The organism is Aliiroseovarius crassostreae, assembly GCF_025137635.1.
Taxonomy (GTDB): Bacteria; Pseudomonadota; Alphaproteobacteria; order Rhodobacterales; family Rhodobacteraceae; genus Aliiroseovarius; species Aliiroseovarius crassostreae.
The window spans coordinates 706,749-723,388 of sequence record NZ_CP080772.1; the positions used below are offsets into that span (position 1 = coordinate 706,749).

General features: G+C 60.2%; 12 protein-coding genes and 1 tRNA gene. 11 read left to right on the plus strand and 2 right to left on the minus strand.

What is annotated here, in order from left to right:
* Positions 1–10: 10 nt before the first annotated feature.
* Both K3J57_RS03455 and K3J57_RS03460 read right to left on the minus strand, forming a co-directional pair.
* Positions 11–820, minus strand: coding sequence for an SseB family protein (locus K3J57_RS03455; protein WP_259797097.1), 810 nt, complete (start codon positions 818–820; stop codon positions 11–13).
* A 9-nt stretch (positions 821–829) separates the two neighbouring features.
* Positions 830–1,456 carry a uracil-DNA glycosylase family protein gene (locus K3J57_RS03460; RefSeq protein WP_259797099.1) on the minus strand — a complete coding sequence of 209 codons (627 nt, stop codon included), beginning with the start codon at positions 1,454–1,456 and terminating at the stop codon, positions 830–832.
* A 186-nt stretch (positions 1,457–1,642) separates the two neighbouring features.
* Between K3J57_RS03460 and K3J57_RS03465 the strand changes: the two genes are divergently transcribed.
* From K3J57_RS03465 to K3J57_RS03515, 11 genes are all read left to right on the plus strand, one after another.
* Entirely contained in the window at positions 1,643–2,002 is a 360-nt protein-coding gene (locus K3J57_RS03465; RefSeq protein ID WP_259797102.1) for an ArsR/SmtB family transcription factor, read from the plus strand.
* 3 nt (positions 2,003–2,005) lie between these two features.
* A complete protein-coding gene (locus K3J57_RS03470; protein WP_259797105.1) occupies positions 2,006–3,052 on the plus strand; it encodes a permease in 1,047 nt (348 codons plus the stop codon).
* Between the two features lie 143 nt (positions 3,053–3,195).
* Positions 3,196–4,518 carry a Na+/H+ antiporter NhaA gene (locus K3J57_RS03475; protein WP_259797108.1) on the plus strand — a complete coding sequence of 441 codons (1,323 nt, stop codon included), beginning with the start codon at positions 3,196–3,198 and terminating at the stop codon, positions 4,516–4,518.
* A 230-nt stretch (positions 4,519–4,748) separates the two neighbouring features.
* The gene (locus tag K3J57_RS03480; protein WP_173485430.1) at positions 4,749–5,408 is read left to right on the plus strand and encodes an ABC transporter ATP-binding protein; all 660 of its coding nucleotides are present in this window, start codon (positions 4,749–4,751) and stop codon (positions 5,406–5,408) included.
* Entirely contained in the window at positions 5,386–7,095 is a 1,710-nt protein-coding gene (locus K3J57_RS03485) for a KpsE/RkpR family capsule polysaccharide export protein (protein ID WP_259797111.1), read from the plus strand. The genes K3J57_RS03480 and K3J57_RS03485 overlap by 23 nt, the downstream gene beginning before the upstream one ends.
* Before the next feature lies 1 nt (position 7,096).
* A complete protein-coding gene (gene kdsA / locus K3J57_RS03490; protein WP_259797113.1) occupies positions 7,097–7,957 on the plus strand; it encodes a 3-deoxy-8-phosphooctulonate synthase in 861 nt (286 codons plus the stop codon).
* A 194-nt stretch (positions 7,958–8,151) separates the two neighbouring features.
* Positions 8,152–8,226 (plus strand) — tRNA-Gln (locus K3J57_RS03495).
* Between the two features lie 348 nt (positions 8,227–8,574).
* Positions 8,575–9,588: a glycosyltransferase family 2 protein gene (locus K3J57_RS03500; protein ID WP_259786350.1), complete on the plus strand. Its 1,014-nt coding sequence runs from the start codon at positions 8,575–8,577 to the stop codon at positions 9,586–9,588.
* Entirely contained in the window at positions 9,578–10,312 is a 735-nt protein-coding gene (locus tag K3J57_RS03505; RefSeq protein ID WP_055188768.1) for a class I SAM-dependent methyltransferase, read from the plus strand. Before K3J57_RS03500 ends, K3J57_RS03505 begins: the two co-directional genes overlap by 11 nt.
* Positions 10,312–12,153, plus strand: a complete 1,842-nt coding sequence (locus K3J57_RS03510; protein ID WP_259797115.1) for a GtrA family protein — start codon at positions 10,312–10,314, stop codon at positions 12,151–12,153. Before K3J57_RS03505 ends, K3J57_RS03510 begins: the two co-directional genes overlap by 1 nt.
* Before the next feature lie 417 nt (positions 12,154–12,570).
* Positions 12,571–16,632, plus strand: a complete 4,062-nt coding sequence (locus tag K3J57_RS03515; RefSeq protein WP_259797117.1) for a PEP/pyruvate-binding domain-containing protein — start codon at positions 12,571–12,573, stop codon at positions 16,630–16,632.
* The last annotated feature ends 8 nt before the right edge of the window (positions 16,633–16,640 follow it).

A 16,640-nucleotide genomic window follows, 5' to 3' on the forward strand; every position in this document is an offset into this window, starting at 1 on the left:
TCAAGCCCGATTACTTCAGGATTGGCGGCTTCTCCGGGTCAGAGCCCGGCGCAATTGGTTTCAGCGGTTCAGGCGTCTCCGGCACCGGCAGGTCAAAGCGCAGCCCGTAAGAGGCCAGCTTGCGGGCCATCACATCTTCGCCCGCAAAAAAACCAACATCCATCTGTCCGGCTTCGATGCCGGAAAAAGTCAGGGCTTCGTTGGCCGCGCCGGCCAGCGCATTTTCGGCACCTTCCATGGCGTCAATGAACCCAAGCACATGGCCTTTGCGCCCGTCCGCATAGGTGACCCCCGCCAGACAGGCCATCGCGGCCAGCCCCCCTGCCGACGCAAGCTTCGCATCCAGCGCCGTGATCAGCGCCTCGGGGGCGGAGGGGGCGTGGATCTCAGCCACACGTGCCTCAATCTCTTCCGGGCCGGATTGCAATGTGGTGGCCAGCCACTCCATCGCTTCTGCCGGGATCAGGATGGACGAGGGGGCGACGGACAGATTGACCCCAAGCCCGATCCCCTGTCCGGCAAGCATCCCGGCAACCACGCGCCCCGGCAGGGCGGCATAGGGGGAGGGGTGGCCGGTGAAGGCCGAAAGTCGCTCTTCCGTGTCAAAAACAAGTAGATACTTGTCTTTTTCAACCTCAACCACTTCCGGCTCGAGCTCCTCATCCTGCCCCGCCGCCTCTTTGGCCAGTAAAACGAAAAGCTCCCCATCTGCGAGGCGTTCGTAAAACCGCAGTCGCACCGCATCATTTTCCAGATCTGCCTGCATCGCGCCGTGGGCGTGGTCCAATGGGGTTTCGAGGGGAAGGTTGGTGTCGGTCATGTCAGTCGCCTATCTGTCGTCGGGGTGTGCCTCGTTCAGCACGGCTTTGATCCGGGCGCGCAGCGCGGGCAAAAGCTCGGCGTCGAACCACGGGTGCTTCTTCAACCAACCCGTATTGCGCCAGGACGGATGAGGCAAGGGAAAGCAGTGCGGGGCATGGTCGCGCCAGCCCTGGACGCGCTCGGTCACGCTGGATGTCCCGCCAAGATAGGCTTTTTGCGCATATCCCCCCACCAGCAGGGTCAGCGGCACCGCACCGAGCGCCTGATCCACCTTCGCCTTCCAGGTTCGGGCGCAGATTGCTGGCGGCGGCAGGTCGGCGCCTTTTGCAGAGTAGCCGGGAAAGCAGAACCCCATTGGGGTGATGGCAATGCGGCGCTGATCATAAAAGACCTCGCGTCCCAGCCCCATCCAATGGCGCAGCCGATCACCGGACGGGTCGTCAAACGGGAGGCCCGACTGATGAACCCGCATTCCGGGGGCCTGGCCTATGATGCGAAGACGCACGCCTGGCTGAAACCAGACCACCGGCCGGGGGGCGTGGTTGGTTTGGGTGGCGGCAAACCGATCCCGGCAGAGTGTGCAGGCAGACAGCTCGCGGATCAGAGAGGTGATGTCGGTGGCGGGGTCGGGCATCTTTTGCGGCGCTGTCGTGGAAATTGGGGGGCGGAGTGGGAACAGGGTAGGGGGCATTGGCGCCAAGACCAAGAGATATGTAGGCGTTTCCATTTCACGCTGTTGCCACGGAGCGTGCTGGGCATTATTTCGAGACTTGTGAAAATATCTCTTGCGCAAAGAAATAATTTCGATATTTCTAAAAGTATGAAAATAGGTGTCCCCACCCTCTGCCCGCTTTCGCCCCCCGTCGCCGCGTCCCAATTTGCGGCTCTGGGCTCAGAACAACGCCTGTCCGTGTTGCGCATTCTGGTCCGTGCAGGGGCGGACGGCCTGACCATCGGCACATTGGGGGAGCGGTCCGGCGTGACCGGATCAACCCTGACCCACCACATGAAGATCCTTGCCGCCGCCGGGCTGGTGACGCAGGTGAAACAGGGCCGATCGATCATCTGCGCGGCCGCTGATTATGAGGTGATGCGGGCCCTGTCGCAGTATCTGTTGTCGGAATGCTGCGCAGATTGCGCGGATGAGACGAGCGAAGATGAGAAGAGGGAAAGTGACTGAGCCATGACAGATATTCCTGCAACTGCCCCGCGCAAGTGGAAACTGGACGGCGCCCTGGTGGCGTCAGCCCTGATCCCGGTCATACTCTGGTTCATCGCCCCGGATGACATCTGGCCAACCCTGACCTTTGCGTTTGGCGCGCTGGCCCATACGGCCCCCTTCATCCTGTTTGCCATTCTGGCCGTGGCCTATCTGAAAGCCACAAATGCCGAAACGCTTCTGGCGCGGGCTTTTGAAGGGCGAGAGACCCGGATGATTGTGCTGGCGGCCCTGTTCGGCGGGATCTCGCCTTTCTGTTCATGCGAAGTGATCCCCTTTATCGCCGCCATGCTGGCCGTGGGCGCGCCGCTTTCCGCGGTCATGGCCTTCTGGCTGGCCTCGCCGCTGATGGACCCGGCAATGTTTGCCATTACCGCAGGCACGCTGGGGGTGGAGTTCGCGCTGGCCAAGGGGTTTGCCGCCGTGATGATCGGCTTGATGGGCGGTTTTTCGGTCAAGGCGCTGGCCGGGTCATTCCTGTTTGCGGACCCGTTGAAGAACGCGCCGGTGAAAAGCTGTTGTTCGTCGGGCTGCGGGGCGGGGGACGAGGTCTCTCCTCTGTCCGGCGCAATCAACTGGCGTTTCTGGCAAGAGGCGGACCGGCGGGCGATTTTCCGCACCACCGCCGCTGAGAACGCTTTTTTCCTCGGAAAATGGCTGTTGCTGGCCTATCTGATCGAAGCCCTGATGCTGAAATATATCCCCGCAGACTGGGTGGCCCAGGTTCTGGGCGGCGAGGGGATCGGGCCAATCCTGTTGGGCGCTTTTGTTGGGGCACCGGCCTATCTCAACGGGTATGCCGCGGTGCCGATGGTTGAGGCGCTGCTGGCGCAGGGGATGAGCCAGGGGGCTGCGATGTCCTTTGTCATCGCAGGTGGCGTCAGCTGCATCCCCGCGGCCGTGGCTGTCTGGGCCTTGGTGAAACCGCGTGTCTTTGTCGCATATTTGGCGCTGGCTGTCGTTGGCGCGGTCCTTGCCGGTCTTGGCTGGAATATGGTTGCCCCGATCTGACACGGGTCCGACTTCCGGGGGCCATGAGGAGGGCGCCATTGAGAAACGGGCCCCTTTGCATTATTTCGGAAGGATAATGGAAGAAAGCAGGCTGGTTGCCGTCAGGGGCAACCGGTCTGTTTCAATAAAAAACGGGGTAAACCATGTATCGTGTGTGGAATTTCATCACGACCTATTCGGTGCTGCTGATCAGCGGCGCGCTGCTGGCCTTGGTCTGGGCCAATACCAATGCACATTCCTACCATCACTTTGTTGAATACCCTTTGTGGTTCAACAGCTGGGTTGGGGTGGATATTCACCACTGGGAAACGGCTTTCGGCACGGAATATGCCAAGTATTTCCAATATGGGGATGCGGGCAAGGTGGTGACGTTCCACTATCTGGTCAATGACATGCTCATGGCGCTGTTCTTTGCGATTGCAGGGAAAGAGGTGTGGGAGGCGGTGATCCTCAAAAACGGCTCGCTGCGCGGCAAGAAAGCGGCCACGCCGCTGGTGGCCACGGCGGGCGGGATGCTGGGGCCGATTGCGGTCTATCTGGGGATCGCGCTGCTGCTGGGGTCAAGCACCTTTGACGCGGTGGCGCGCGGCTGGGCCATTCCCACCGCAACCGATATTGCGTTTTCCTATCTTGTGGGGCGTCTGGTCTTTGGGGCGGGTCACCCGGCCGTGCGTTTCCTGCTGTTGCTGGCGATTGCCGATGATGCGGCCGGGCTGATCATCCTCGCGATTTTCTACCCATCGGGCGAACTGGCCCCGGAATGGCTGCTTCTGTCCGTGGCGGCATCTGTGCTGGCCTTTGTCGTGTTCAACTGGCTGCCGCGCAAGATGGATGTGGGGGATCAGATGCGACGCCGCTCGACCTGGGTGCGCACGAAACTGGGCTGGCTGCCCTACGCGCTTGCCGGTTGCGTCAGCTGGTACGGGTTTGCACAGGCGGGCATCCACCCCGCGCTGGGCCTGTTGCCGGTCATTCCTGCCATTCCCCATGCTGACCGCGCCTTCGGGATCTTCTCGGACGCCGAGAAATACCTCAAGGACACGCTCAACCAGATGGAACACGCGATGGCGGGGCCGGTCGAAGTGGTGCTGTTCTTCTTCGGCCTTCTGAATGCCGGGGTCGAGTTCAACGCCATTTCCGAGGCCACCTGGCTGGTGCTTGCCGGGCTGATCATCGGCAAGCCGGTGGGGATCTTGCTCTTCGGCTGGCTGGCCGCCTATCCGATGCGGCTGGGCCTGCCTGCGGGAATGCGCACGATGGATCTGGTGGTGGTGGGGTTTGTCTCGGCCATCGGCTTTACCGTCTCGCTGTTCGTGGCCTCCGTCGCCTTCCCGGCAGGGGCGGTGCAGGACGCCGCCAAGATGGGCGCCCTGTTCAGTTTCGGCGCTGTTTTCCTGTCATTTGCCGCGGGAAAACTGTTGAATGTTCAGAAACAACACAGCGAAGAAGAGGCGCATGCGCACTGATTGTTGCGCAATTCGGGGGTAATTCCCTCGGATTTTATGGAAAAAACACCCCAAACCGGAGGGAACTTCGGTTTGGATTTCGTTTTGACATTGTCTTCTGATAGCCCCCTCAGACATAATGTTGCCTAAATGGGGCGCTATAGGTCCTTGTTAACCAAGCGCGTGTTAAAAGCGCAGAAAGCCCGTCATCAATGGGCGGCAGGCAAGTCAGCAGTGATCGGGGCGTGTGCATGCTCGAGTTCGTAAATGTCAGCAAGTCCTTCTGGACCGGGGAAAGGCGCAAGGTGATCCTTGAAAAAGCCTCGTTCCGGGTTGAGCTGGGCAATTCGCTCGGCATCCTTGCACGCAATGGCACCGGGAAAACCACGCTGATCAACATGATGTGTGGCTTGGAAAAACCGGATGAGGGCGACATCATCCGCAATTGCCGTATCTCCTTTCCACTGGGCTTCATGGGCGGTGTGATCAGCAAGCTTTCCGCAAAGGAAAACGCGCGTTACGTGGCCCAGCTCTATGGGCTGGACCCCGATTATATCGAGGCGTTTACCCGCTGGTTGTGCGGGCTGGAGGAGTATTATGATTTCCCCCTCGGCACCTATTCCTCGGGGATGAAATCGCGGTTTACGTTCTCGCTGCTGCTGGCTCTGGATTTCGACATCTACCTGATTGACGAGGGGATGCCGCAGACCACTGATGCCGAGTTCAACCGCAAGGCGGGGGATGTTCTGGCCGAACGGCTGAAAAACTCCACCGTCATCATCGTGTCGCACCAGGCGAAGACGATCGAAAAATTCTGCCGCTCAGCCGCCGTGCTGCGTGATGGTCAGTTCTACATGTTTGATACCTTGGAAGAGGCGAAGCAACTTTATGACTACGAAACCCAAGGCTAAAAAGTTCCGCATCCGGCGTGGGGCGTCTTCTTCTACACCGGGTTCGACACCGGGCGAAGGAGCTGCGACATATCACGGACCCGCCGCCGCGCCGCCGCGTCCGTCGCGCCCGGCGCCCGGTGGGCAAACGCCGCGCCAGCTCAATCCGATGGAAGAGGCTGCGCTGGCCGGGCATGAGGACGGATTTCCCACCGGAAAATTTGCCACCGCTGCGCCCTCTGCCAGCCAGTCTTCTCAGAGTGGGGATGTGAGCAGCGCCGCTGAGGGGGCAACGGATGCCGAAATGGCGGCGATCCGCGCAGAGGGCCTGACGGGACGCCAATTGCGCATGGCCCGCCGGGTTGCCCAGAAACACGGCATCAACGCCGTGTCTGATCTGGATGCGGTGCTGCAATTGCGCAAGGCTGGCATTGACCCGTTCAAACGCGCCGCGATGCTGGAGCTGGTCGCACCTGAGAAAACCGCCAATGAGGACCAGATCAAACTGCCCCAGACGGTGGACAAGCCCAAAGTGCCGGCGCCTCAGGTTCTGGATGCCGCTGATCGCGCCAAGGCGATCATGGATATCCAGATGGATATCGCAAAGCGTCGCCGCAAAAAGCTCGCGATGCTCCTGGTGCGCCTGTCCTTCTTCGTGTTCCTGCCCACGCTTCTGGCGGGGATCTATTTCTACACCCTTGCCACGCCGATGTATGCCACCAAGTCCGAATTTATCATTCAGAAATCGGAAGGGGCGGCTGGCAGCGGGATTGGGGGGCTGTTCTCCGGCTCTGGTCTGGCGACCTCGCAGGATTCCATCACGGTGCAAAGTTATCTCACCTCCCGCGACGCCATGCTGCGCCTGAACGCGGATCTTGGCTTTAAACAGGCGTTCGGCGCGGATGAGATCGACGGGTTGCAACGCTTGTCAGAGGATGCTTCCAATGAACAAGCCTATAAGATCTACAAGAAAAATGTGAAAATCGGCTATGATCCGACCGAGGGGATCATCAAGATGGAGGTGATCGCTCCTTCTCCCGCTCTCAGTCAGGAATTTTCGCAGGCCCTGATCAACTATGCCGAAGAACGGGTGGATAACCTGTCCCAGCGCCTACGCAATGACCAGATGCAGGGCGCACGCGAAACCTATGAAGAGGCGGAACGCGATATGCTTGCCGCCCAGGATACGGTGCTGAAGCTGCAAGAAGAACTGGGCGTGTTTGATGCCACGTCGGATGCGACCGCCCTGATGGGCCAGATCACCGGGTTCGAAACCCAGCTGCAGGAAAAGCGCCTCACATTACAACAGCTTCTGGACAATTCCCGCCCCAATAAAGCACGGGTTGAGGGCACGCGTGGCGATATTCAGCGGCTGGAGGCGCTGATTGCCGAACTGCGCGCCAAGCTGACGGAAAACGGGGCCGAAGGATCGCTTGCTTCGGTGAATGCACAGCTGCGCATCGCGCAAACCAATCTGGAAACCCGTGTGCTGTTGATGCAGCAATCGCTCCAGCAGCTTGAAACCGCCCGGATCGAGGCGAACAAGCAGACCCGTTATCTGGAACTGGGGGTGCAGCCCGTGGCGCCGGATGAACCGACCTATCCGCGCAAGTTCGAAAATACCTTGCTCTCCTTCTTGGTCTTTGCCGGGATCTATCTGATGATGTCGCTGACCGCGTCGGTGCTGCGCGAACAGGTCTCGGCGTAACATGGCGACTACAGTTGTCACGGCTGGTGGGGTGCAGATTGCCAATAATCTGCCCCTGACCGTGATTGCCGGCCCCTGCCAGCTTGAAGGGCTGGATCACGCGCTTGAGATTGCGCGTGAAATGGCGCGGATCTGTGCTGATTGCGGCGTGGGCTACGTGTTCAAGGCGTCGTTCGACAAGGCCAACCGCACCTCTCTGACGTCGCCGCGTGGACCGGGCCTGACCGAGGGGCTGCGCATTTTGGCCGAGGTGAAATCCGCGTTGAACATCCCGGTCCTGACCGACGTGCACGAGGGTGCGCAATGCGCCCGCGTAGCTGAGGTCGCAGATATCCTACAAATCCCGGCCTTCCTGTGCCGCCAGACCGACCTGCTGGTGGCCGCAGCACAGACGGGCCGGGTGGTGAATGTGAAAAAGGCACAGTTTCTGGCGCCCTGGGATATGCAACATGTGACCGCCAAACTGGCCGGAGCCGGGGCGGGGGCCGGGGTGGGGAATGACAAGATCCTGCTGACCGAGCGCGGCACCTCTTTTGGCTATAACACACTGGTGACAGATATGCGCAGCCTGCCCACAATGGCGCGCCTGGGCTACCCGGTGATCATGGATGCGACACATGCGGTGCAGGCACCGGGGGGGCAGGGGGCGTCCAGCGGGGGGCAACGTGTGTTTGCGCCGGTTCTGGCGCGTGCGGCGGTGTCGCTGGGGATTGCGGGGGTGTTTATCGAAACCCATCCTGACCCGGACAATGCCCCATCTGATGGCCCCAACATGATTGCGCTTTCGGACATGCCGGGCGTTGTTTCCGACCTTGCAGCGTTTGATCAGCTGGCGAAATCGCGCCCTCTTCCGGGGGTGTAATCGCAGCCTGAGTGAACGCTTGCCCCTTGGGATAACAGCCGATTGGCGCCCATTCCGAGCAAAGGGATGCCTTGCCTCCGAATGCCCGTTTTCCCCCATTTTTACCGCCCGAAAAGCACGGCATAATTTTTGAAAAAATCTGCGATTTTGGGGTTGCGCCGCAATCGGGCTTTGGATACTTACACGCTCACTGCTGGGGTGTAGCCAAGTGGTAAGGCAACTGTTTTTGGTACAGTGTACCGTAGGTTCGAATCCTACCACCCCAGCCACTTCCACAAGATTTTGATCCAAGCGCCGCCAGAGAAATCTGGTGATGAGGTCGCCTTGATTGGAGCCCATTTTCGGCGAATCCAATTATTGGGGTCGCCGGATTGCCACGGATGGCAAGCCCGCTCTTGTTCCGCGACGAGTTTGGGATTGATTGCCGCGCTTTCAGTCCTTTAGGATAACGTAACGGCAGATCGGACCAGAGGCCGCATCCGGGCGCGGTGGGAATACAGATATGATCCGCCCTGCTTGTGTTTGGTATCCTCCGGTCCGGGCAGAAGCGGGGCTTTCGCATTGCCCTTATGTCCGGTCTGAATTTGATGTTTTGATGCAAGAGAATTAACTTATTTATGGCTGAAACGAAACCCGGCACATCCCAATCCGGCGACACCTGTCAAGGGGACGGGCGTCCTTTGATTTCCCTGGTGGTGCCGGTTTTCAATGAAGAACAGGCCATCGCGCCCTTTTTCGAGGCGCTGACCCAGCCACTGTCCGGGCTGGCGGACCGTTTTCAGTTTGAAATCCTGTTTGTGAATGATGGCAGTTCGGATCGGACCGAAAGCAGGATTGCCGAAACCAGCAGTCCCCCCTGGAAGGTCAGGCTGGTGAACCTGTCGCGAAACTTTGGCAAAGAGGCCGCTCTGGCGGCTGGTCTTGCCCATGCGGACGGGGATGCGGTGATCCCGATGGATGTTGACCTGCAGGACCCGCCCGAACTGATTGGCGATATGGTGGAAAAATGGGCAGCCGGGGCAAAGATCGTGAATGCACGCCGCAGTTCGCGTGAAAGGGACACTTGGATGAAGCGCACCAGCGCCGGTGCGTTTTATCGCGTCTTCAACGCGCTGGCCGATCACCCCATTCCCAGAAATGTCGGTGATTTCAGACTGTTGGACCGCGAGGTGGTGGATGTGGTCCTGTTGCTGGGGGAACGGGCGCGGTTCAATAAAGGGATTTTCAGCTGGGTGGGGTTCGACGTCGAGGAGGTCGCCTATGAGCGCCCCGCGCGCGAAGCGGGCGAAACGGTCTGGTCCTACTGGAAACTGTGGAAACTCGCGCTGGACGGCATTTTTGCCTCCTCCACCGCGCCGCTCAGGATCTGGACCTATATGGGCATGATCCTGTTTTGCCTGTCGCTTGCCTATTCCGCCTTCATCCTGCTGCGCACGCTGATCTACGGGGTCGATACCCCCGGCTATGCCTCGACCCTGATCCTGATCCTGAGTTTCGGCGGCATGAACATGTTCATCCTCGGAATTATCGGGGAATATGTCGGGCGCATCTACGAGGAAGTGCGCCGTCGCCCGCTTTACGTGGTGCGTTCGGTTGTCGACGACACGGAAGGGGCCGGGCGTGGATCGTGATGTTTACCTGCGGATGCAGGAGATCGAGGCGGAACATTGGTGGTTTGTTGCGCGCCGGAAAATCATAGCAACCGTGCTGGAGCGGCATATCCGCCCCGGACCTGAGGCGCAGATCCTTGAAGCTGGCTGTGGAACCGGCGGGAACCTGTCGTTGCTGCAGGGGTTCGGGGCGCTGGATGCGTTCGAATATGATGAATTTGCGCGCAATATGGCGCAGGCCTCGTCCGGGCTGACCATCCCCTTCGGGGCCCTGCCCAATGAGATCCCCTTTGGGGACAAACATTATGATGTGATTGCGCTTTTCGATGTGCTGGAACATATCGAACTCGATCGCGCCGCGCTTGAGGCGCTGGCCGGAAGGCTGTCGCAAAAGGGCGCGATCTTCCTTACCGTGCCCGCGTTTCAGGCGCTGTGGTCCCGCCATGACGAGGCCCATCACCATTTCCGCCGCTACACAAAATCGACCCTGTTATCCGTTGCGCAGCAGGCCGGATTGAAGGTCGAGTTTCAGTTTTATTTCAATTCATTGCTGTTTCCCGTGGCCCTTGGATTGCGGGGGGCAAAGGCACTGACAGGAAGTGAGGCGCCGGATGATGCGCTGCCCGGTCCGATGCTGAACCGCGCCCTTCAGGCGGTGTTTGCCACGGAACGCCACCTGGTCGGCCGCCTGCCGATGCCGGTTGGCCTGTCGCTCGGCGCTGTTTTAAGGCGCGAGGGGGCGTGATGCGCTCCCGGCTGGTTCCCTTTGTGCTGGTTGGGGGCGCGGGCACGGCCACCCATTTTCTGACCGCGTTGCTGCTGGCCAACCTTACCACGCTTTCCGGGATCTTATCGAATTTCGGCGGGTTCAGTGCCGCGGTCCTGATTTCCTATTTCGGCCATGCCCGTCTGACTTTCCGCACCGAGCTGGACCACCAGTTCCATTTCCCCCGCTTTGTCCTGGCCGCCGGATGTGGCCTGATCCTGAGCACGGCCCTGACCTGGGTTATCTATGACCAGCTGGGGCGGCCGTTTTGGCAGGCCATGGCACTGGTGGCGGTTACGGTGCCGGTGCTGACCTATCTGCTGCTTGCGGGTTGGGTCTTTGTGCAAAAAACACACCGCGGGCAGGATATGTGGATTGGGATGGGGCTGTCGGGGCTGTGCGGCCTTGTGGTTTTGGCCTATTACTGGGGCCAGCCACTTAACCATGATATCATCTGGTATCTGGTTGCCACGGAACGCTGGCTGGACGGGACACCGCTTTACAGCGGCTTGGTCGAGGTCAATCCCCCCCTGAACTTCTATTATACGATCCCCGCAGTTCTTCTGTCACGATGGGGGGATCTGTCGCTGGTGAATGCGCAATATGTCGTCTTTGCCATCGTGTTTTCGGCCTCTCTTACGCTTTGCTGGACTGTCATTTCTTCCAAGGCGGTTCTGAGCGTCCCGCGCCGAGTTCTCTTTCAACTGCTGCTGGCGGTTGCGCTGATTGTTCCTGCCTATGGAAATCTGGCACAAAGGGATCATCTGTTTGTTGTTCTGGTCATGCCATGGTTGCTGGACCAGTTGCCGTCGGGGCCGAATGGGCGGGATCGAGATAATCTGTGGCTGGCTCTGATTGCCGCGATGGGGGTCTGCCTCAAGCCGCACTTTCTGATTTTGCCAATCCTAATAACGCTTTGGCAGGTGGCGAGAACAGGTGACTGGCGGCGCATTTTCTCAGCGGCAAACTGGATCTTCCTCGCTGTCGGAGCGTTTTATCTGCTCTATGTCGCGTTCATTCATCCGGCTTATTTCACCGAGATTGTGCCGGTTGCCGGGCAGGTCTACGGGGCGTATGGATTTGCCGGGGCCGTGGTCCTGCACAGAGTTTCGCGCTTTGCTTTTCTTGCAATTATCGGGTTTTCCAGCGGCTATATTGCCAGCCGAAAATCGGCAGCAATCGGCCTGTTTGCCGTGGCGACGCTGGCCGGGTTGGTATCCTATCTGGCGCAATGGACCGGCTATTTTTATCAAAGCATCCCGTTTGTGACTTTTTTCTTGCTGGGAATGGCATGGTTGATCGTTTCGGGTGGCTCGAATTGGATTGCGGTGACGACAGGTGTGATTATTTTTGCCGTTGCCACCACGATGGGGGTGAAGCGGGGCCTGTATAAAAATCCGCAGGCGTTTCACCTTGCGGGGGTTATCTCGGGTGCTGACCGCGTCAACATGCTGACCACGCATGTTTATCTCGGGCCGATGACAGCTTATTTGGCAGGGGCAGATTGGGCTAGCCGATATCCCGCGATCTGGCAGGTGCCCGCTCCGGTGAACAAGCTTGAGCGCCTTGATTGTGACGTTCAGAGGGAGGAATGCGCCGCGCTGCAAGCAATCCTTGATCAGACACGTGATCATGTCATTGACGACCTACGCGGTTTCCAACCGGATGTCCTGATCGTGGACAAGAATTCTGGTTATTTCGACACGCCGAATTTTGACTGGATGGCGTTTTTTGCGACCAACCCGGCGTTTGACCAGATCATGACGGGGTACAGGCTTGAGGCGGTGTCGGATCGGTTTGATATCTGGCGATTGAAGTGACGCGCAAGGCGCCTCGGCCCGCGCCGCCGCAGCTTACATACCCGGATCTCTGACCGTTTTTCCAACCTCATTTGAGCGGCCGTTCCCCCGTGGGGTTGCTCTGATCGCTGTGTTGCGCGGCCTCACATATACGCGCTTTTCTTCGGCGTTTCTCCAACCTGATTTATGCACTCCCTCCTGCGGGTCCTCCCGCGGGGCGCCCCTGTTTGCAGGGTCCTGTTTTCCAGCCCTGTGTCTGGAAAACAGGGGGCCGCACAAAAGGCGCCACAACCCAGAGTAACGTCTTTGTGTTGGTGTTTTTTGAGAAATTCGCGTTAACCAATTGTTTAATTAAGGATTTCTTAACCATCAGAAACATCTATTAATTGAATCAATATTAAAGCAGCCGGGGGGCTGGGCGTGAGTGAGGAACGGACCATGCAAGCCACAAAGCCAAGCAGATCGACTTATTTTCCCATGTTCGGGCTGGCCATACCGCTCGTCTCGGTGGGGATCCTGACCCCGGGGCAGGCCATGGCGATCCCGTCACCGGAGCTGGTGATCGGGTCCGTTTCCTCTCTCTCACAGGTGTTTGCGGTCGGATTTGCGGCGGTCACCGGCACGGCGGCCCTGATTGCCCGCCGGTTTGGAATTGCCCCCCGCGCTGGGGGGAAAGGGGGCCGTTTCCCGACCCGGCTGGTGGCTTTCCTGGTTCTGTCCGCACTGGCCCTGGGCGCGCTCAACCTGTGGCAATATCGTTCAAACGAAGCGCGTGAACTTGCGCGCCTGCAGGCCACGCTGACCCGTCCGGCCCAGTTTGATGGGACAAGCATTCAGGACAAGAACCTGAAGGAAACAAGCTTTTCCAAACAGACGGACAACCCGCTGGCAATCAGCACCGCAGACGCGCAGCGCCTGTTGGACACGACCGATGGGCAGAGCGACACGCTGTTTTTCGATATTCGTGAAACCGCCGAACGCCGGATGGGCACCCTGCCGGGTGCACAGCATGTGCGGTTTCCCGATTTCCTGAAATCCGACATCCCACTGGAGGGCAAACAGGTGGTCCTGTTTTGTCACAATGGCAATCGCAGCAGTGAAACCTGCGCCGAACTGGCGGCCCGCGGGATCGACTGCCGCTTTATCGCAGGCGGGATCGAAAAGTGGATTGTCGAGGGGCGCGGCTACAGCGACAAGGCGGTGGAAACCCTGTCTGACCTGCGCGCGATCCCTGACTATCCGGGCAAGGATGTGCTGCTCAGCACCGAAGATTTCGAAACGCTGAAGGCGGATGGGAACCTGCAAATTGTGGATACCCGCTATCCCGGTGATTTTGCGACGGGCCATCTGCCCGGTGCCATCAATATCCCGGTGCGCGCCCTGCCTACGGATGAGCTGAAGTCTCGCATTGCCCAATTGCAGGACAAACCGACCATTGCCGCCTGTTATGACCGGCGCAGCTGTTTCATGTCGCAGGTGCTGGGGCTGGAAATGAGTGAGGCAGGGATCGAGTTCCTTGGCCGCTACACCACCCCGTGGGAGTATTTTGTCGCCCCGCAGCCGAAACCGCATGTGCAGGAGTGGCTGGCCGAACAGCAGGTCACGCTCTGGCAACGCGCCGTGACCCTTCTGGCCACCGGGCTGAGCTGGGTCGCAGAACGCTCGCATTTCGTGCTGGGGCTGGTGGGCCTGTCGCTGCTGTCGCGCCTGATGGTATTGCCGATTGCCCTGAAATCCGAACGGGATCAGATCGTGTCAGCGCGCCATGCGGCAGAGCTGAAATCCCTCAAGGACAGTCTGCGCGATGACCCGACCCGTCGTGCGCGCGCCATCCAGCAGTTCAACGCCGACAAGGGGCTGACGCCGATGCGCAACCTGATGGCCCTGCTGTTCCTGCCGGTGATGATGCTGGGGCTGAGTGCCACCGAACAGGCGGCCAAAACCGTCGAGACGCCTTTCTTGTGGGTGGCACAGCTGGGGGCGCCGGACGGGACCTATCTTCTGCCCCTGCTGTTTTCTCTGCTCGCGGGAACCTATCTGCACTGGGCGGTGGCCAAGACCAGACGGCAGGCGGTCCTTTACTGGGCGCTGGGGGCGCCGGCCATGTTTGCACTGGTGTTCCAGCTGAGTGCGGCAGGCAATGTCTATCTCTGCACCAGCCTTGTGCTGCTCCTGATCCAACGGGCCTATGTCACCGGGGCGCTGGCCCGGTCATGGGCAGGGATCAAGGGCAGGCTGCGCCGCTGGGCCGGGCCGGGGCAGGCGGATCGGGTTATCCCGCTCGCCGATACCGACCGGCTTGAAGGCAGCGGAAACAAGGCCTATCGCCTGTCGGTTCTGAAAAACGCAGGTGTGCCGGTGCCGAATGGGGTTGTGCTGCGCAACGAGGGGATCCTTGCCTTTGCCACGCTGACCGCAGAGCGGAAACAGGCCTTTGCCGCACGCATTTCGGCCCTGCTGGGCCAGGCCCCCTGCGCCGTGCGCAGTTCGGCGTCCAGCGAAGACGGGGTCGAGCAGAGTTTCGCCGGTGTCTTTGACAGCGTGCTGGATGTGCGCCCCGATGACATGGTGCAGGCGCTTGACACCGTGATCGCCTCGTTCACCGCGGCGCGGGTGGGCAGCTATGACATGGGCAAGGCGGGGCAGGATCCCGAGGGCCATGACGGCAATATCCTGATCCAGCATATGGTGCGGGCTGATTATGCCGGGGTTCTGTTCACGCAGGATCCGACCGCACCGGGGCTGAGCATGGTTGAACTGGTGGCGGGCTGTGGCGATGACCTCGTGTCGGGCCGGGCCACACCGCAAAGCCTGCGCTTTGGTCGCTATACGCAACTGCCCACCTCGGATGAAACCGCGCCGATAGACCTTGCACCGCTGCTGGCGCTTGGCCGCAAGATCGAAAAGATTTTCGGCTGCCCGCAGGACATTGAATGGGCCTATGCCGGGGGCGCGTTCCAGATTGTGCAAAGCCGTGACATCACCACGCTTGGGGCCGGGGGCGCCTCCGAACAGGCGCGCACGGCGGAATGGCGGCGGATCTTCAAAATGGTCGCGGGCAGTGAGGCGGATCGTGTGGTGCTGGAGCAGGACGAAATGTCCGAAGTCCTGCCCCGCCCAACCCCGCTTTCCTTCTCGCTCATGGGGCAGCTCTGGGCCGCCGGGGGCAGTCTGGACATGGCATGTCGTCAGCTGGGGGTGGGCTATAACCTGCCCGAAGGGCGCCCCGGCCACCTGGTCAATTTCTTTGGCCGCACCTATGTGAATTGCGCGTTGAAAGAGCAGATGGCCCTGCGCCTGACCGGCAGCAAGCCGCGGCAGTTGCGCCGTCAGGCGCGGGCCATGCTGACGGAGTTCCGTGAGAAAACCATGCCCACCCTGCACGAAGATCTGGCCTTCTGGCAGGCGGTTGACTATCGCGCCCTGACCGAGACGCAGATCGTGAATGCGATTGAGACCCTGCGCAACATGCTGGTGCAGGGGATCTATGTCGAGGCGGAAAAGGTCAATATTCTGGCAGGCTTCACCCAGGGGGAGGCCGCCGAGCAGGCCGGGCAGGACCCCGAAGCACAGGCCCGGCTCATGCATCCGGTTTTACAGTCCGCACCGGTCAGCATGATCGACCAATGTGCGCGCCTGAAAGGCAAAAAGGCAAGGCGGCGCACCCTGCTGGCAATGATGGGCCACCGGGCGGATGTGGATTACGAACTCAGCCTGCCGCGTTATGCGGAAAATCCCGAGCTGCTCTGGCCGATGCTGGACGGGGCCGTGTCGCAATCAGCCGAATGTGAAGAGCTGCCACAGGGCGCGCCGCAGGATCCGGTGGATCTGGCCATCGCGATGCAGGACCTGAAGGAGCTGGCCAAGCATGAGGCGCTTCGGGTTGTGGCCGAGCTGCGCCGGGCCATTCTTGCCCTGTCGGAAAAGACCGATCTGGGGGAGCTGATCTTCCAGCTGAAGATGGAAGAACTGCCGCGGCTCGCGCTGACCGACCCGTCGATTTACAAAGCCCGCGCCAAATGGCGTATGAAGCGCGGCAAACGCCTGCTGAAAAAAGCGCCCAAGCAACATGCGCTGACCTTGCGTGACTGCGAGCTGATGTCTGCGGCGACGCCCCTCCATGGAGCGGCAGAGGCCGGTGCACTTGGCGGCACCTGCGTGTCGGGCAGTGCCAGCGCAACAGGTCGGGTTTTTGTGGTGGGCGAGGATGGCGGCTCCAGCGCCGAGCTGTTCTCGGGGTTTCAGGATGGCGACATTATCGTCTGTCGCATGGTCAGCCCGTCATGGCTGCCCTATGTCACCCGCGCAGGGGCCGTTCTGAGCGAGATTGGCGGCTGGTTGAGCCACATGGCCATTGTTGCCCGCGAAAAGGACATCCTTATGTGTGTCGGCTGTTCCGGGCTTGATGGGTTACAGCAGGGGATGCAGGTCACGGTCGGAACCGATGGGTCGATTGTGCTGCCTGAAGAGGCCCCTGTGGTGCTGTCACGCAGCGCATGAGGCAGGAG